The organism is Bacillus sp. PK6-013, from assembly GCF_054161445.1.
On sequence record NZ_CP096417.1, the window covers coordinates 1,368,286 to 1,384,041 of the forward strand.

General features: G+C 46.3%; 21 protein-coding genes. 16 read left to right on the forward strand and 5 right to left on the reverse strand.

Annotated elements, in window-relative coordinates:
* The first annotated feature begins 15 nt into the window (after positions 1 to 15).
* The 5 genes from nadA (at position 16) to M1E03_RS06950 (ending at position 4,413) form a co-directional block, all read left to right on the forward strand.
* On the forward strand, positions 16 to 1,125 hold the full coding sequence (gene nadA / locus M1E03_RS06930; RefSeq protein ID WP_025811048.1) for a quinolinate synthase NadA: 1,110 nt from the start codon (positions 16 to 18) through the stop codon (positions 1,123 to 1,125).
* Between the two features lie 115 nt (positions 1,126 to 1,240).
* Positions 1,241 to 2,293, forward strand: coding sequence for a SafA/ExsA family spore coat assembly protein (gene safA, locus M1E03_RS06935; RefSeq protein WP_458110730.1), 1,053 nt, complete (start codon positions 1,241 to 1,243; stop codon positions 2,291 to 2,293).
* Positions 2,294 to 2,465: 172 nt separating this feature from the next.
* Entirely contained in the window at positions 2,466 to 3,101 is a 636-nt protein-coding gene (locus M1E03_RS06940; RefSeq protein ID WP_023855407.1) for a YhcN/YlaJ family sporulation lipoprotein, read from the forward strand.
* Between the two features lie 124 nt (positions 3,102 to 3,225).
* Entirely contained in the window at positions 3,226 to 3,948 is a 723-nt protein-coding gene (locus M1E03_RS06945; protein ID WP_328056280.1) for a YebC/PmpR family DNA-binding transcriptional regulator, read from the forward strand.
* A gap of 138 nt (positions 3,949 to 4,086) precedes the next feature.
* Positions 4,087 to 4,413, forward strand: a complete 327-nt coding sequence (locus M1E03_RS06950) for a hypothetical protein (RefSeq protein ID WP_023855405.1) — start codon at positions 4,087 to 4,089, stop codon at positions 4,411 to 4,413.
* An 89-nt stretch (positions 4,414 to 4,502) separates the two neighbouring features.
* Here M1E03_RS06950 and M1E03_RS06955 read toward each other — a convergent pair whose 3' ends face one another.
* Positions 4,503 to 4,682, reverse strand: a complete 180-nt coding sequence (locus M1E03_RS06955) for a hypothetical protein (RefSeq protein ID WP_003183993.1) — start codon at positions 4,680 to 4,682, stop codon at positions 4,503 to 4,505.
* Between the two features lie 403 nt (positions 4,683 to 5,085).
* On the opposite strand from M1E03_RS06955, the gene M1E03_RS06960 reads away from it, so the two are divergent.
* The 3 genes from M1E03_RS06960 (at position 5,086) to M1E03_RS06970 (ending at position 6,608) form a co-directional block, all read left to right on the forward strand.
* On the forward strand, positions 5,086 to 5,796 hold the full coding sequence (locus tag M1E03_RS06960; protein ID WP_023855404.1) for a poly-gamma-glutamate hydrolase family protein: 711 nt from the start codon (positions 5,086 to 5,088) through the stop codon (positions 5,794 to 5,796).
* Positions 5,797 to 5,855: 59 nt separating this feature from the next.
* The gene (locus tag M1E03_RS06965) at positions 5,856 to 6,320 is read left to right on the forward strand and encodes a DinB family protein (protein ID WP_026579142.1); all 465 of its coding nucleotides are present in this window, start codon (positions 5,856 to 5,858) and stop codon (positions 6,318 to 6,320) included.
* 108 nt (positions 6,321 to 6,428) lie between these two features.
* Positions 6,429 to 6,608, forward strand: a complete 180-nt coding sequence (locus M1E03_RS06970) for a small acid-soluble spore protein H (RefSeq protein WP_023855402.1) — start codon at positions 6,429 to 6,431, stop codon at positions 6,606 to 6,608.
* Between the two features lie 81 nt (positions 6,609 to 6,689).
* Here the strand turns inward: M1E03_RS06970 and M1E03_RS06975 are convergent, their stop codons facing one another.
* The gene (locus M1E03_RS06975; protein ID WP_023855401.1) at positions 6,690 to 6,812 is read right to left on the reverse strand and encodes a hypothetical protein; all 123 of its coding nucleotides are present in this window, start codon (positions 6,810 to 6,812) and stop codon (positions 6,690 to 6,692) included.
* A gap of 70 nt (positions 6,813 to 6,882) precedes the next feature.
* The gene (locus M1E03_RS06980; protein WP_020452425.1) at positions 6,883 to 7,530 is read right to left on the reverse strand and encodes a protein kinase family protein; all 648 of its coding nucleotides are present in this window, start codon (positions 7,528 to 7,530) and stop codon (positions 6,883 to 6,885) included.
* A gap of 231 nt (positions 7,531 to 7,761) precedes the next feature.
* On the opposite strand from M1E03_RS06980, the gene M1E03_RS06985 reads away from it, so the two are divergent.
* From M1E03_RS06985 to yajC, 7 genes are all read left to right on the forward strand, one after another.
* Positions 7,762 to 8,283, forward strand: coding sequence for an intercompartmental signaling factor BofC (locus tag M1E03_RS06985; RefSeq protein ID WP_023855400.1), 522 nt, complete (start codon positions 7,762 to 7,764; stop codon positions 8,281 to 8,283).
* Positions 8,284 to 8,406: 123 nt separating this feature from the next.
* Positions 8,407 to 9,012 (forward strand): Holliday junction branch migration protein RuvA, encoded by a 606-nt coding sequence (ruvA, locus tag M1E03_RS06990; RefSeq protein ID WP_023855399.1) that lies wholly within the window; start codon positions 8,407 to 8,409, stop codon positions 9,010 to 9,012.
* 9 nt (positions 9,013 to 9,021) lie between these two features.
* Positions 9,022 to 10,026 carry a Holliday junction branch migration DNA helicase RuvB gene (gene ruvB / locus M1E03_RS06995; protein ID WP_023855398.1) on the forward strand — a complete coding sequence of 335 codons (1,005 nt, stop codon included), beginning with the start codon at positions 9,022 to 9,024 and terminating at the stop codon, positions 10,024 to 10,026.
* Positions 10,019 to 10,219: a DUF2905 domain-containing protein gene (locus M1E03_RS07000; protein WP_003183984.1), complete on the forward strand. Its 201-nt coding sequence runs from the start codon at positions 10,019 to 10,021 to the stop codon at positions 10,217 to 10,219. Before ruvB ends, M1E03_RS07000 begins: the two co-directional genes overlap by 8 nt.
* Positions 10,220 to 10,259: 40 nt before the next feature.
* Positions 10,260 to 11,288: a tRNA preQ1(34) S-adenosylmethionine ribosyltransferase-isomerase QueA gene (queA, locus tag M1E03_RS07005; protein ID WP_026579143.1), complete on the forward strand. Its 1,029-nt coding sequence runs from the start codon at positions 10,260 to 10,262 to the stop codon at positions 11,286 to 11,288.
* A 28-nt stretch (positions 11,289 to 11,316) separates the two neighbouring features.
* On the forward strand, positions 11,317 to 12,462 hold the full coding sequence (tgt, locus tag M1E03_RS07010; protein ID WP_458110731.1) for a tRNA guanosine(34) transglycosylase Tgt: 1,146 nt from the start codon (positions 11,317 to 11,319) through the stop codon (positions 12,460 to 12,462).
* Between the two features lie 46 nt (positions 12,463 to 12,508).
* Positions 12,509 to 12,772, forward strand: a complete 264-nt coding sequence (yajC, locus tag M1E03_RS07015; RefSeq protein WP_085959518.1) for a preprotein translocase subunit YajC — start codon at positions 12,509 to 12,511, stop codon at positions 12,770 to 12,772.
* Positions 12,773 to 12,947: 175 nt separating this feature from the next.
* Here yajC and M1E03_RS07020 read toward each other — a convergent pair whose 3' ends face one another.
* Positions 12,948 to 13,331, reverse strand: coding sequence for a TIGR04086 family membrane protein (locus M1E03_RS07020; protein ID WP_020452418.1), 384 nt, complete (start codon positions 13,329 to 13,331; stop codon positions 12,948 to 12,950).
* A gap of 155 nt (positions 13,332 to 13,486) precedes the next feature.
* On the opposite strand from M1E03_RS07020, the gene M1E03_RS07025 reads away from it, so the two are divergent.
* Complete coding sequence (locus M1E03_RS07025) at positions 13,487 to 14,137, forward strand: DUF421 domain-containing protein (protein ID WP_101561152.1); 651 nt, start codon at positions 13,487 to 13,489, stop codon at positions 14,135 to 14,137.
* Positions 14,138 to 14,146: 9 nt separating this feature from the next.
* On the opposite strand, the gene spoVB is transcribed toward M1E03_RS07025, so the two are convergent.
* Positions 14,147 to 15,700, reverse strand: coding sequence for a stage V sporulation protein B (gene spoVB, locus M1E03_RS07030; protein WP_026579144.1), 1,554 nt, complete (start codon positions 15,698 to 15,700; stop codon positions 14,147 to 14,149).
* Positions 15,701 to 15,756 lie beyond the last annotated feature (56 nt).

Consider the following 15,756-nt stretch of genomic DNA (forward strand, 5'->3'; position numbering starts at 1 on the left):
TTGGAGAGGTGACAGATGTCTATTTTAAACTTGATTCATGACAGGAACGCCGGCATGATGCCGGAGCTGTATAAAGAATTGACCGAAGAAGAAATGGCCGGAAGAATTTTGAATATCAAAAAGAAATTCGGAGAAAGGCTGTTTATCCCGGGGCATCACTACCAAAAAGACGAAGTGATCCAATTTGCGGACGCGACGGGAGATTCGCTTCAGCTGGCGCAAGTCGCCCAAAAAAATAAAAAAGCGGAATATATCGTGTTCTGTGGCGTACATTTTATGGCAGAAACAGCCGATATGCTTACTTCCGACGAACAGATTGTCGTTTTGCCGGACATGCGCGCAGGCTGTTCGATGGCCGATATGGCCAACATGCAGCAGACGAATCGCGCCTGGGAAGAGCTTGCAGAGCTGTTTGACGATACCATCATTCCCCTCACATATGTCAATTCGACAGCGGAAATCAAAGCTTTTGTAGGAAGAAACGGGGGAGCGTCCGTGACATCCTCAAATGCGGCCCGCATGTTGACATGGGCGCTATCGCAAAAGGAGAGAATTTTATTTCTTCCGGATCAGCACTTGGGACGAAACACGGCATTTGACCTCGGCATTCCCCTCAGCAGAATGGCGGTGTGGGATCCCATCGAAGAAAAACTTGAGTATAACGGCGATTATGAAGACATAAAAATCATTTTGTGGAAGGGGCATTGCTCTGTTCACGAAAAATTTACCGCGGCGAATATCAAAAGTGTTAAAGAACGGGATTCGGACATTAATGTTATCGTTCATCCGGAATGCACCCATGAAGTCGTCGCGCTCAGCGATTTCAGCGGGTCTACAAAAAAAATCATCGATACGATTAATGAAGCAAAACCGGGGAGCAAATGGGCGATTGGAACAGAGATGAACCTTGTTTCGCGCATCATTCAAGAACATCCTGATAAACAAATCGAATCCCTTAATCCAGATATGTGCCCTTGTTTGACAATGAACAGAATCGACATGCCGCATTTGCTGTGGTCGCTGGAGCAGATTGACAAAGGTGAACTGACAGGCGTGATCAAAGTTGATCAAGATATCGCAAAAGATGCCATTCTTGCGCTGAATCGGATGTTAACGATCCGTTAAATGTTTGGAGAACAAGTTTTTATCATAACCCCTCCGCTATGCGCATAAATTTGTGGAGAAGCATATTTGTTATTCTCATCTGTTCGTTCACGTTTTTGCATAGGAGGGGAAAACGTTGAAAATTCATATTGTCCAAAAGGGCGATTCTCTGGAAAAAATCGCGGAAAGATATGAAGTGGACTTTGAAGAACTGAAAAAGCTGAATTCGCAGCTGAGCAATCCAGATTTGATCATGCCGGGCATGAAAATCAAAGTACCGTCAGGGGGAGTGCCGGTCAAAAAAGAAGAACAGCTCAATATGAGAAAAGAGTTACCGAAAAAACAGCAGGAACATCCATTTGCAAAAGAAAAACCGAAAGGTAAGCTTGATGTTGAAGATATAAAACCGAAAGAAAAGCCTTCGGTTCCTTATGTTCCGCCTGTCCCGAACATCGGGCAGTCAAGTTTGCCTGAAGGCGACATTTCAAATTTGTATCAAAGCGTCAATCAGCTTCATCAGCCGTACGCACCTCCAAAACCTTATGAACATCAAGAGAAAGGCCCCAACATGTATAATCCATGGACAAATGAGGAGGAGAATCATATGGAAAATGTCAATTATCCGAATGTTCCGCAGCCGCCGAATGTCGGTGCAGCAGGTGATGAAAATAAGCAGTTTCACGGCATGCCAAATGTAGCTGCTGCCGGATATCATCACCATCACCATCCGCATCCTTATCCGTTCTATCCTGGAGGCTGCTGGATTCCTGTTTCACCGGTGCTGCCTGGATCGGGCTTATGCCACCCTTGGTATCCATATCCTGCTCAAATGCCTTACATGCCTCAGCCTAGCTATGTATCTCCTGCTGAATATGACGGTGATGACAACATGGGGCATGACAATGCCGGTCATCACGGATATCATCATCAGCCGATGACTGCTCCGGCATATGCGCCTTATCAGCCGTTTCCGGGATATGCATCGCCAAACGTCGGTCACGATCCCAATATGGCACACGGCAAAGAAGATGACTGCGGGTGCGGGCCAGGCCAATTCCCGGGAGGTTTTCAGGGTGCAGCGCCATATGGACAGATGCCGCAAATGGGAGCTCCGTACGGTATGGGCGGATACGGACAGCAGCCCGCAGGCGGACAGATGTTTAACAGACCGGAAGATGAAGAAGACTGATTCGGAATGGGACGATGATCTATCGTTCCTTTTTTATTGTGGGCCGCTATAAACACTTTCATGCTTTTTCACGGGACTGTCTATAACTGTCAAGGGTAACTCTTCACATCTCGCACATCCTAAAAAGGAGCGCAATGCTCAAATTCAGCGGTTTTCACGGGGGGTATTACCATTGGACAGCAAGCTGAAAGTGTTTTCGGGTATTTTGCTTTTGACAGCTGGTCTATCTGCCTGCGGAACGAACGACGCTATAGATAATGGAAACAATACGCGTCCGATCGGATATTATTCAAATGATGCAGATCGTAATAACGGTCTTGATAATGACGGTCCTGTTACAGAAATGCTTGAAAACATGAACGGGAGAAACGGTGCAACGAACGTGAACAATCGAGCGGGCAACGGCAATCCCGTTCCAACAGGCGATGGAACTTTCAGCCGGGGAGACATGAATTATCACAATCATTTGGTGAACACGGCGGACACGGGCTATAACAGACCGGAAAACCGTAAAATCTCCAGGAATATCACTGGACGCGTCAACAAGTTGAATTATGTTGACGAGAGTCAGGCCGTCGTAACGAATGAAACGGTCATCATCGCGGTACGGTCAGATAAACAGCTGACAAATAATGAGAGAACTCAAATTAGAAAAGCAGCCAAAACGTTTGCTGGAGACCGGACCGTTCAAGTTGTCGAGGACGACGGCGCATTTACAAGGCTGCGCGAAATGAACGACGACCCTCAGAACATTAGGGATCGCGGAGACACGACGAATAACAATTTGAACCGCTTGCGCAACCAATAAGCAGGGAATTGCCGGGGATTCCCCGGCAATTTTTTTGTAAGCGTTCGGCCGATTTCTTTACAAAAACGGGGAAAACCGTATAAAGTGTACATAGAGACGAGAATTTTTTTGGAGGTAGAAAGATATGGCTGGCCATTCTAAATGGAAAAATATTCAGAGAAGAAAAAATGCCCAAGATGCTAAACGCGGCAAAATTTTCATGAAGCTTGCCAAAGAAATATATGTAGCCGCAAAAGAAGGGGGACCCGATCCCGAATCTAACGCAAGTCTGCGTCTCGTCATCGATAAAGCCAAAAATGCAAACATGCCAAACGACAACATCGACCGCGCCATCAAAAAAGCTTCCGGCAGCCAGGGTGGAAAAAGCTACGAGGAAATTACGTATGAGGGCTACGGCCCAAGCGGTGTGGCTGTCATGGTCAAATGTTTGACAGATAATAAAAACCGGACGGCGACAAACGTCAGAACCGCTTTCAGCAAAAACGGCGGCAGCTTGGGGGAAACAGGATGTGTTTCTTATATGTTCGACCGGAAAGGATATATTGCAATCGAGCGTGAAGATCTTGAGATAGATGAAGAGGAGTTTATGCTTGAGGTCATTGATGCCGGTGCCGAGGAGCTCGAAACGAGCGAAGAGCTGTTCGAGATTTATACAGAGCCCGAACAGTTTGAAGAAGTAAAGAAAAACTTGGAGGAGCGCGGCTACGAAACGGCGACAGCCGAAATGACAATGGTTCCGCAAACCTATGCAGAGGTCGATGAAACACTTCAGGAAAAAGTCGAAAAACTCATTGACGCACTTGAAGATGATGACGATGTGCAGGAAGTGTATACGAACGTTCATTAAAGGACGCCGCACCAGGTTCGCGGCGTTTTTTTATGCATTCAACCATTTAGCAGCCGTATCAAGCTGCTGCGGAATCAAGATTTGATTTTTCATCATATATTGTGAAGGAATCTGTCATCATGAGAGGAGGTTCTATAAATGGCTGAACAGCGCGAAAATGAGAAGCCTTTCACGGCTATAGACGCGGGTGCGCAAGATCAGGAAACCGCTCAAGTCATCGAAAAAATCAACAGCTTTATCACGGGATTTGGTCAATCCATCAATGAGCTGGTTCAGAAAAACAGCGGCATCGATCTGAGAGAGGCCGACCTCACAAAAAGTGAAAATGCAGAGATGAATCAAGCGGTCCAAAATATCATCAGCGAATACATTCAAAATATCAACAGCCTGAATGCTGATCTTAGCGGAAAGATCGGTGAATCGATCAACGGCATCGTCACAAACAAAGATCAAAAAGATGTTTAAGCATTTGACAGCATGACGTGTATTGCCGGCAAAGCTCCATTCAGCCTTGTCGGCAAGTTTTTTTATACATATGAGAATGTACTGTAACGCTAAATGCTTTTTTTCATGCCGCAGCGCCGGCATTCACGCAAAAACTGCCCGTTTTTTACAGAGCTTTTAAAAAGGGTGTAATCGCAATTGTCGCACCGTCCGTGGCGGACATCCGGATATTGATTGTAATCATAAACTTTTGTCAGGTCGTAGCCTTTTGTTTCATATTCTGTTTCCATGTTTTATCACCTGCATTTTTATTGTCGGTAATAGGATAACAGAACGGGGATGAAAAGAAAATATAACATCAGCAGCCGGCAGACGCGGCAGATGTTACTTTTATCAAACCGTATACCCCGTTTCTGATAGAACGCCTTATTCTCAAGCGGGATAGGCTGTAGGGAAAGTCGTGCAACAAGAGACGCCTATTCTTATGAGATTTTTTTCTTAAAATTTATCGATCTTTTAAACTAATGAAAAAGCATCATTTTATTTAAATTTTTATTTTTTATCAAACTTATTCATAATTGAACGCGTCATGTCTAAAGCGTAAAATAACTGTGTCACAAAAAAGCCAAATATACAATGAGGCTTGGAGGACATGCTTAGAAATCGAAAGGTAGTGTAAAAGGGGAATAATCAATGAAGAAAAAAGTACTCATCTACTTGGTGATCGCAGCAGTGATGATAAATGGCGCATACAGGTGGTTCGAAAAAACAACCCGGGAGAACTTTCAGATCCAGGCCGGGGACAGATACATGAATTTCAAGGAATTGCAGGAACACGAAAAAAGCGGTTATGACATTGAGTACCACGAAAAAGCGGGAAGCGACTGTTTAATTTTTTCGCCTCATGGAGGAAGAATAGAAGGCGGAGTAAGCGAGCTTGTCAGAGCTTTCAAAGATGATTATTCAACTTATTTATTCGAAGGAAAAAAGGATGAGAACAACTCGGATCTTCATATTACAAGCACAAACTTTGACGAGCCTCTGGCATTGCAGAAAATAAAAGAACACCGCTATACCATCGCATTCCACGGCTATTCCGGCGACCGCCCGCACACGCTTGTGGGAGGAACGGACAGGAAGCTGGCAAAAGCCATCGTCAAATCTCTGAAAAAGTCTGACTTTTCCGCAGAATTGGTCAAAGTGGACGGGAAATTTGCCGGAACTGCCGAGGAAAACATCAATAATGAAAGCCAGTCAGGAATGAGCGTGCAGCTTGAAATCAGCACGGCTCAAAGGAAAGAGTTTTTCGAAGACTTTTCCTATAAAGAGAGGGAGGAAACAAAAACGAGAACATTCCGCAAATATGTCAAGGCGGTCCGAAGGGTGCTGCAGGACAGATGCTGAAAATGGAAACTCGTGTTATTCTGTGTATGAACTGCTAAAACACGAAGGAGGAATAAAAAATGGAACGAAAAGACCGCATCGTTCAGGAATTTATGTCCCACCGCCTGGTGACAGAAGAACTGATTCAAAAGATTGATGAAAAACATCTCGATTACAAACCGACTGAAACGTCGATGCCAGCGAAGGAACTTGTCACGCATATGCTGCAATCTTTCTATGCCTTTGCTTCGGCGGCAAAAGAAGGAAACGGAGAGTCTTTTAAAAAGAAGCCGGAAGAAACAGGGTCAAGCCTGAGCGAGCTCGCCAAAACGTATACAGAAAAAACAAAAAAGCTGCTTGAATCTTTTACGGATGAAGAATTGGATCGTGAGGTCGATTTGACCGGCGTCTTCGGACGGAAAGTAGCCGGCGAACAGCTGCTGCAGCTAGCGATCGGACACGAAATTCATCACAAAGGCAATCTGTTTGTTTATGTGCGTGAAATGGGACACACGGATCTGCCTTTGTACGTAAAAATTCATTGATTACGGGAGCCTGAAGATCACCCCTCCTTGAAAGAAAACCGGCTCAAAAGGAATACGAAAGCAGCCGGGTGTACACATTATGAGTAAAAGCAAAAGGAGGGTGTCAGCATGAATACGCATCGTGCCCAGGAAATCGTCGAATCACCCGACATGGTTGATGTTACTTATAACGGCAGGCCGATTTATATTCAGCATGTCAACGAACAAAATGAAACCGCAAGAATTTTTCCGCTCGGCCAGCCGGAGAACGAGCAGGAAGTACCGCTCGCAAATTTGAAAGAGCATTAAAAAGCAACCCCTTCAAATGAAGGGGTTTTGTATTTGTCTTATCACTCGGCCATCAAAAAAAACACCCGAAAGCCCGAGTGTTTAATTTATGATTTTTGCAAGTCCTCTTACTGCCAGCCTCAGCACATAAAACAACGGCTCAAGCAAATCAACGAGATAAAGATAATCCCATTTATCATCATTTCGTTTCTTCTTTTTCTTCAACAGCTGTTTCTCCCTTCCTGACTTTAATGGGGTTATTTCATATACGGGCGCGCCTTCTTTAAGTTTCAAATTACGGGTGAAATTTGTTTTTTCTGGCGGCCCATTGTTTCTGAAGCCAGTTTTTTTTATAAAGATAAGCGATCAATTCCATCCACAGCTTAGGAAGCCTTTGCGGGAAACGGCTTTTTTTATAAATGGTTTGATAGGCTGTTTTTAAGTCATCCCACTGTCTGCATTCTTTCGTCTGCAAAAACCTGGCCACATCGATGACTTTGATTGTCCCAGCCGGCGTCAGTATCAGGTTTCTGAGGTGGATATCGGATGGATTCAATCCTTTCCGCTTCGCATCGTTCAATGCGCGGTCGACCTCGCAGATCATGTCATCATCGATCGGAATGCCTTTGTTTAAACACTCATAAAAAGTGTATCCTTTAATATACTCCATTAAAATATATGATGGCCCTGTTTCATATATATCAGGATAATAATTCGAATCAGAAAGCTTTTTGTAAATCTCCGCTTCCCTTGCGGCAATGTTCTTAAATTCGGGAAAAAAGACTTTAAGAGCCATTTCCCTGCCCTCTTCAGTCAGCTTAAAAACGTATGCGCTCCTGCCTTTCCCGATCAACTCTAAGTCATCGGGTTTTTGGATAAGTTTATTGAACTTTTTTTTCGTATTATACTTTACGGCCTCTGCATAGGTTTGCGCCTTTTTCACGCCGAACTCACCTTCTTTTTAAGGGCTGGTCAAACGAAAAACTCTCTATAATGTTGTTTATACATGAGAACGAGGGGTTTTGCACCTTAAATGCTTTTGAGTTCTTCATATTGGTTTAAAAATGTAACATTCGTAAACCGGTTGTCATCTAATTGCTTTTTTAGATTAATTTTTAAAAGCGTTGGTCAAACTATGGATATGATCGTTAAGGCAAAAAAGAAGGTGATATTGATGAACAGCCAAAGCAAGTTCAAAATCGGTTTATTGCTTATTGGAAGTCTGCTGGCCGCGCTCAGCTTTCACCTGGAGGCCCTGGCCGAAAAGCCGGCTAAAGTTCAAATCCAGCTTGAAAAGGTTTATCTGGACGGGGACGTTGGAATCGAAAATAAAGTAGAGGCCGCTCGAACACTGGAAGACTTTAAAGCTGCTTATAAAGGGTGGCAGCTCATCGATCAGAAAAAGGGGTTTATTCTGTTTCGCAAACAGGTGGACGACATTTCTCCCCTCAGCAAAACAAACGGTTATATCGGAGTGACGGAAGACGGCGTGATTTCGACTTTTCACGGCCGCCCGGGCATATTATCAGAGCCGATTCAATCGTTTTTTCAGATTGATATAAAGCGCCTGGAAAGCCGGATGGCGGATGATTTGCGCAAAGGGATCCCATACCGCACGAAAAAGGAATTTGAACATGTCATTGAAGCCGTAAAATCATCCGGAAGCCAACATCATGTAAAAGATATGAAGACATGACGCTGTTATGTCTTTTTTCAGCTGCAGACAGAAGCCATTTTTAGCGAACATATGTTAACTTTTTCATTCTAGCTTTGCCTGTTTTGTGTTACAATGAAGAGCAGTCAAAGAGGTGAATGAACGTTGATCGAATTCGTAAAAGGGACGATTGATTATGTATCGCCCCAATATATTGTCATTGAAAACGGCGGGATCGGCTATCAGATCTTTACGCCAAATCCGTTTATTTATAAGAAAAACAGCAACGAAACAATCTATACATACCATTATGTAAGAGAAGATACGAATGCGCTGTACGGCTTTTCGACAAGGGAAGAAAAAATGCTGTTTACGAAAATGCTGAATGTTACGGGAATCGGCCCGAAAGGAGCGCTTGCGATCCTCGCTTCCGGCGATCCGGGAGCGGTGATTGAAGCGATCGAGAATGAGGATGAAGCGTTTCTCGTCAAGTTCCCCGGCGTAGGCAAAAAAACGGCAAGGCAGATCATCCTTGATCTGAAAGGGAAGCTTGCGGACGCCGTTCCTGAAATCGCGGCCGATCTGTTTAACCATGAAGAGCGGGAGCAAATTCATGAAGCGGAAACGGCTCTTGAGGAGGCGCTTGAAGCATTAAGAGCGCTCGGCTATTCCGACCGGGAAATTAAAAAAGTCCAGCCTCATTTGAAAAAGGAAGAGGCGCTTTCGACGGATCAATACGTTAAAAAAGCATTGCAAAAATTGTTAAAGTAAGGTGATATCATGGATGAGCGGCTTGTATCAAGTGAACTAGACAACCATGAATCAGCGATCGAGCAAAGTCTGCGTCCGCAAAGACTGGCTCAGTATATCGGCCAGGAAAAAGTGAAAGACAACCTCAAGGTATTCATTGAAGCTGCGAAAATGCGGGAAGAAACGCTTGACCATGTCTTGTTGTACGGGCCGCCGGGATTGGGAAAAACGACGCTCGCTGCGATCATCGCCAACGAAATGGGAGTCAATCTCAGAACGACGTCAGGTCCGGCGATCGAGCGCCCCGGCGATTTGGCGGCGATATTAACGGCTCTGGAGCCAGGTGACGTTTTATTTATTGACGAGATCCACCGTCTGCACCGTTCGATCGAAGAGGTGCTGTATCCTGCGATGGAAGATTTCTGCCTTGATATCGTGATCGGCAAAGGGCCGTCGGCGCGTTCTGTGAGGCTCGATCTTCCTCCTTTTACCCTTGTCGGCGCGACCACAAGGGTCGGGCTTTTAACCGCGCCTCTCAGGGACAGGTTCGGCGTTCTGTCAAGGCTTGAGTATTACACGCGTGACGAGCTTTCAGACATCGTGATCAGAACGGCGGAGCTGTTTGAGGTTGACATCGATTCGCTCTCGGCTCTCGAAATCGCGAGACGGTCAAGAGGGACGCCGCGGATTGCCAACAGGCTTTTGAGGAGGGTCAGAGATTTTGCCCAGGTGCTTGGAAACAGCTCCATCACGGAGGAAGTGGCGGTGGATGCGCTTGAACGCCTCCAGGTTGATAAACTCGGGCTTGATCATATCGACCGCAAGCTTTTAATGGGCATGATCGAAAAATTTGGCGGCGGTCCAGTCGGCATCGATACGATTTCGGCTACCATCGGTGAGGAGTCTCACACGATCGAGGATGTGTATGAGCCGTATCTTCTTCAAATCGGTTTTATTCAAAGAACGCCGCGGGGGCGCATCGTAACCCCTGATGTATACAGCCACTTTAAAATGGAGGTTCCGAACCGTGACTGAATTTCCAAAGATTTTAATGGTGCTGGGCGCCGTCATTTTTGGCATCGGTTTATTCATGCAAGTCATCGGCAGGCTCCCCGGCGATATTTTTGTAAAAAAGGGAAACGTGACATTTTTCTTTCCGGTTGTTACATGCATTGTCATCAGCATCATTCTGTCCGTGGTGTTTTCGTTTTTCGGACGAATGAAATGACGCGACATTCAAGTCTATAGATAGAGTAAGGTGAAAAAAGATGAAAGTAGAATTATTCGATTTTGACTTGCCTGAACGCCTTATCGCACAGGTTCCTTTAAAAGAGCGGGATGCGTCCAGGCTGATGGTGCTGGATAAAAAAACAGGAGAAATCACTCACAGCACGTTTAAGCACGTGATTGATTTTCTGAACGCGGGCGATTGCATCGTGTTGAATGATACGAGGGTGCTACCGGCCCGCTTGTACGGAGTCAAGGAAGAGACGGGCGCAAAGGTTGAAGTTCTTCTGTTAAAACAGGAGGAAGGGGACGTATGGGAAACGCTTGTCAAGCCCGCAAAGCGGGTCAAGCGCGGAACCGTTCTTTCGTTTGGAGACGGCCGTCTAACGGCGGTCTGCACAGAAGAGCTCGAGCACGGCGGAAGAAAAATTGAATTCCGCTATGAAGGAATTTTTTACGAGGTGCTCGAATCGCTCGGCGAAATGCCTCTGCCTCCTTATATTAAAGAACAGCTCGATGACAGAGAGCGCTATCAGACGGTTTACTCAAAGAAACAAGGATCGGCGGCTGCGCCGACGGCCGGGCTGCATTTTACGGAAGAGATTCTGGATGCGCTCAGGAAAAAAGGCGTGCATATTGCGTTTATTACCCTTCACGTCGGGCTCGGGACATTCCGGCCTGTCAGTGCGGAAAATGTAGAGGAACACGATATGCATGCCGAGTTTTATGAAATGTCGGAAGAAACGGCAGCATTGTTAAACCGCGTCAGACAGGAAGGCGGAAAAATCATTTCCGTCGGCACGACATCGACGAGGACGCTTGAGACCATCGCTTCCGAACATGACGGCCGCTTCCGGGAAGCGAGAGGCTGGACATCGATTTTTATTTATCCAGGCTACACATTCCGGGCGATTGACGGGATGATTACCAATTTTCATCTTCCGAAATCGTCCCTCATTATGCTTGTCAGCGCGCTCGCAGGCAGAGAGCATGTGCTTTCTGCCTACCGCGCCGCAGTGGAACACGAATACCGCTTCTTCAGCTTCGGAGATGCCATGTTGATCAAATAAAATTCAAAAAGATTGGAGGGCTCATAATTTGTCGCAGCAACCGATACGCTATGAGTTCATAAAAGCATGTAAACAAACAGGAGCAAGGCTGGGGAGAGTGCACACCCCGCACGGCTCATTTGAAACGCCGGTGTTTATGCCCGTAGGAACGCTCGCCACCGTTAAAACGATGGCGCCGGAAGAGCTGAAAGAAATGGGTGCAGGCATTATTTTAAGCAATACGTACCACCTTTGGCTGAGACTGGGCCATGACATCGTCAAAGAGGCGGGGGGCCTTCATCAGTTTATGAATTGGGACCGCGCCATTTTGACGGATTCAGGCGGCTTTCAGGTGTTTTCCCTGAGCGAGTTCCGCAAAATCGAAGAGGAAGGCGTTCATTTCCGCAATCATTTAAACGGAGACAAGCTGTTTTTATCTCCTGAAAAAGCGATGGACATCCAAAACGCCCTCGGATCAGATATTATGATGGCGTTTGACGAATGCCCGCCGTACCCGGCAGAGTACGATTATATGAAGAGGTCTGTTGAACGGACGAGCCGCTGGGCGGAAAGGTGCCTGAAAGCTCACAAACGCCCTGACGAGCAAGGGCTTTTCGGAATCGTTCAAGGCGGAGAGTACGAAAACTTGAGAAAACAAAGTGCGAAAGACTTGATTTCACTGGATTTTCCGGGATATGCTATAGGTGGACTATCCGTCGGAGAGCCGAAAGACGTGATGAACCGTGTGCTGGAGTTTACAACTCCGCTGCTTCCTGCGGATAAACCGCGCTATTTAATGGGGGTCGGCTCACCGGACTCTCTGATTGACGGAGCCATCCGCGGAGTGGATATGTTCGATTGCGTGCTGCCGACAAGGATAGCGAGAAACGGTACGCTCATGACGAGCGAAGGGCGTCTCGTCGTGAAAAATGCCAAATATGAAAGAGATTTCAGACCGATCGACGAGCAGTGCGACTGCTATACGTGCCGCAATTACTCGCGCGCTTATATCAGACATTTAATCCGCTGTAACGAAACGTTTGGAATTCGTTTAACTTCTTATCATAATCTTTATTTTCTGTTAAAATTAATGGGGCAAGTCAGAGATGCCATTCGTGAAGATCGTTTAGGTGATTTCCGGGAAGAGTTTTTTGAGCGCTACGGTTTTAATAAACCAAATGCTAAAAGTTTCTGACACATAAACGAAGAAAGCGATAAAGCCATTTGAAAGGGGTGAAAAAATAATGGAGATGCTTGGAACATTACTTCCGATTATTTTAATGTTTGCGGTTCTTTATTTCCTTTTGATCCGTCCGCAGCAAAAGCAGCAGAAGGCTGTCCGCCAGATGCAGGAGGAGCTGAAAAAAGGAGATAAGGTCGTAACGATCGGCGGCCTGCACGGCATCGTTGATTCAATTGACGAAAGCAAGGTTGTCATCAAAACAGGCGACAATACCCGTCTGACATTCGACCGCCGCGCGATCAGAGAGGCGTCAGCAGAATAGCCGAAAGGCTGATACATAAGCATCGGAAATCAGACTGTCGCAGGACGTGAAAACGGCGCTAGCGCCGTTCCTTATGTCTTGATGAAGCCGCAGTTGTTCCTGATGTGACATGGCATAAAAGAAGCCTGATGGGCATGAGAAAAGGGAGCGGTCATCCGCTCCCTTTTTGCTGTCTTTATGCACGGCTCCCCTGCAGATTGACCCCGAAAATCCCGCCCAGCATGCTGACTCCCAAAAAACCGGAATGATAGAGCAGCTGCTTCAAATTGAAGGCTTCGCCAAAGCCGAGATATTGAAACAAAAGCACCGTAAGAGAGAAGCAAAGCGCTGTCAACCCTCCGCTCAGCCACCCTTTTTCCTTCGATTTGCCTCCCGCAATAAAACCGCCGATGAACAAGGTAATAAAAGAAATGGCGGTAATAAACCAGCTGAATGAACTTTCGGTTAATGATGTGAAGGTGAGGAGCAGCGAAATGACCAGGCTTCCCGCAAACATCAAAGCGAAAATAACCGCCAAGCTGTATAAAATCCCTTTGCCGACTTGTTTTGGTTCGTTCATCACGATCCTCCTTTCAATATAGACGGGCTCGTCTTTTTAAATGTATTCTGCACGTTTGGCAAATAGACTAGCTCCCCCGACCTTTTATACATAAAAGCCTCAATTTTACAAAGGCTATGTTTATGATCATGATAGGCGGAAGGAGGCGGGCGGTAATGGATGAAATTTTAGCTCTTACGTTTCGGACGGTCGTTTTGTATTTCATCATCTTTATTTTGTTTCGCTTGATGGGAAAGAGGGAAATAGGCGAGCTGAGCATATTGGATCTTGTCGTTTTTATTATGATGGCCGAAATCGCGGTTTTGGCCATTGAAAATCTCGATGACCACCTTCTCCATACGATCATTCCAATTCTCGTTTTGACGCTGATCCAGGTTATATTTGCATATCTGTCATTGAAAAATCAAAAAATCCGCCGGCTTCTCGATGGGAAACCGACGATTATCATAGACCGCGGAAAAATTGATGAACACGCCATGAGGACACAGCGCTATAATTACGATGATTTGATGACACAGCTGAGAGATAAGAATGTGGAACGAATCGGGGATGTTTCATATGCGATTTTGGAGCCGACCGGGAAGCTTTCAGTGTTTACAAAAGACGGGCCAAACAAAATGATCGAACTGCCGTTGATTGTTGACGGAAGGGTTCAAAAAGAACAATTGGAAAAGATCGGGAAAGACCGGGAGTGGCTTGAGCAAAAGCTTGAAAAAAGAGGACACCGCGATCTTTCCAAAATTTCTTATTGCACATATAATAAAGGTTCTTTTTTTATTGACATAAAGGATGAATTTAAACCTTAAAGCGAGAGCTTACGAAATCCAGCGGCCGAACAGCGGAAACCGCTGGATTTCTTCTTTTTTGACCAGCTTGAAGGCGACCAGAAGGAAGACGTAAAGAAAGCTTGTAACCGCGACACACAAAAGCAGGCGCATCGGCTCGGACTGGTCTAAAAAAAGGTGTTCTTTCATCAGAAGGCTTCCCCACCCTGATATCAAAATGACGCCGAAGGATACGATATATTCTTTCAGGTTAATGCTGATGGGAAGCACTTTGCTGACGGTTGCGGCGTGCAGCAGGGTGACGAGGATGATCCCCGTCAAAATCGCCAGCGCAGCCCCCATAATGCCAAGTGAAGGCCGTGAAGCGAGAACAAAAATGAGACCTGTTTTCACAACGGCGCCGACCAGGCTGTTCATCATTGCCGCGCCGGCCAGGTTTAAAGCCTGCAGGACGGCCTGCAGCGGACCTTGGAAATAGTAAAATAAAAAGAATGGAGCCATGATTTTCACATAAATCGCAGCATTTGACGACCCGTACATCACGCTGACCAGCTCATCCGCGTACGAAAACAAAATGACCGCCGATATTCCGCCGCTTAAAAGGCAAAGCCTCATCGCCTGCTCAAGCCTGTATTCCACGACTTGCATTTTTTTCTGTTCGATTCCTTCGCTGATGGCTGGAACGAGCGCCGTAGACAGAGAATATGTGATAAAGCTCGGGAGGGTGAGAAGCGTCAGGGCAAAGCCGGTCAACTCTCCGTACTGGCTCGTTGCGGCGGAAGCGGCGACCCCTGCTATTGCAAGGCTTTGCGCTACGACAATCGGTTCAAAAAACCATGACAGGTTGCCGATAAAACGGCTGCCCGTTGTTGGGAGCGAGACGCTCATCAGCTCGAAAAACGTGGTTCGTCCAGATTTCAGCGATTGGAAAAAACGTTTTCTGATGCGGATTTTCTTTTTGTATTTAAAGGCGACGAACAAATAAAGGAGTGAAGCCAACTCGCCAAACACGGATGACAGCATCGCGCCCGCAGCCGCATATTCGATGCCGAGCGGAAGGAATGCCGTCGTGCATACGGCGACAAGCGATATCCGGACAATTTGTTCGAGAACCTGGGACACGGCAAGCGGCCTCATATTTTGCTTTCCTTGAAAATAGCCCCTCAGCACGCTGGAAACAGCAATGATCGGAACGACCGGTGTAACCGCCAAAAGCGGATAAAGCGTTCTTTTGTCTGTGAGCAGCGTGTCGGCCATCAGCGGGGCGTAGATGAGAAACACCGGAGTAATGACGGCGCTGAGCGTCCCGGTAATTGCAAGAGACATCACTAAAATCTGCTTTGTCTTTCTGTGGTCTCCGCGCGCTTCCGCTTCAGCAACCAACTTGCTGATGGCGACAGGTAGGCCGAACTGGGTGAGGGTGACCGCCAGAAAAAAAGTCGGAGCCGCCATCATATAAAGCCCGACACCTTCACCTCCGATGAACCTTGCGATGACAATCCGGTTGATAAAGCCGAGCATTCTCGTAATCAAACCTGCCGCTATTAAAATGAGCGTTCCTTTTAAAAACGTCTGCTTCGTCATTTCTAGAGTCCCCTGCCTTCTCAAACAACCTTTAATCATATACAATAAGATATGCG

Excerpts from the sequence above, each read along its gene's own strand:
- nadA (WP_025811048.1), top strand. The coding sequence starts at position 16 with ATGTCTATTTTAAACTTGATTCATGACAGGAACGCCGGCATGATGCCG.
- M1E03_RS06945 (WP_328056280.1), top strand. The coding sequence starts at position 3,226 with ATGGCTGGCCATTCTAAATGGAAAAATATTCAGAGAAGAAAAAATGCC.
- M1E03_RS06950 (WP_023855405.1), top strand. The coding sequence starts at position 4,087 with ATGGCTGAACAGCGCGAAAATGAGAAGCCTTTCACGGCTATAGACGCG.
- M1E03_RS06955 (WP_003183993.1), bottom strand. The coding sequence starts at position 4,682 with ATGGAAACAGAATATGAAACAAAAGGCTACGACCTGACAAAAGTTTAT.
- M1E03_RS06960 (WP_023855404.1), top strand. The coding sequence starts at position 5,086 with ATGAAGAAAAAAGTACTCATCTACTTGGTGATCGCAGCAGTGATGATA.
- M1E03_RS06965 (WP_026579142.1), top strand. The coding sequence starts at position 5,856 with ATGGAACGAAAAGACCGCATCGTTCAGGAATTTATGTCCCACCGCCTG.
- M1E03_RS06970 (WP_023855402.1), top strand. The coding sequence starts at position 6,429 with ATGAATACGCATCGTGCCCAGGAAATCGTCGAATCACCCGACATGGTT.
- M1E03_RS06985 (WP_023855400.1), top strand. The coding sequence starts at position 7,762 with ATGAACAGCCAAAGCAAGTTCAAAATCGGTTTATTGCTTATTGGAAGT.
- ruvB (WP_023855398.1), top strand. The coding sequence starts at position 9,022 with ATGGATGAGCGGCTTGTATCAAGTGAACTAGACAACCATGAATCAGCG.
- queA (WP_026579143.1), top strand. The coding sequence starts at position 10,260 with ATGAAAGTAGAATTATTCGATTTTGACTTGCCTGAACGCCTTATCGCA.
- M1E03_RS07020 (WP_020452418.1), bottom strand. The coding sequence starts at position 13,331 with ATGAACGAACCAAAACAAGTCGGCAAAGGGATTTTATACAGCTTGGCG.
- M1E03_RS07025 (WP_101561152.1), top strand. The coding sequence starts at position 13,487 with ATGGATGAAATTTTAGCTCTTACGTTTCGGACGGTCGTTTTGTATTTC.
- spoVB (WP_026579144.1), bottom strand. The coding sequence starts at position 15,700 with ATGACGAAGCAGACGTTTTTAAAAGGAACGCTCATTTTAATAGCGGCA.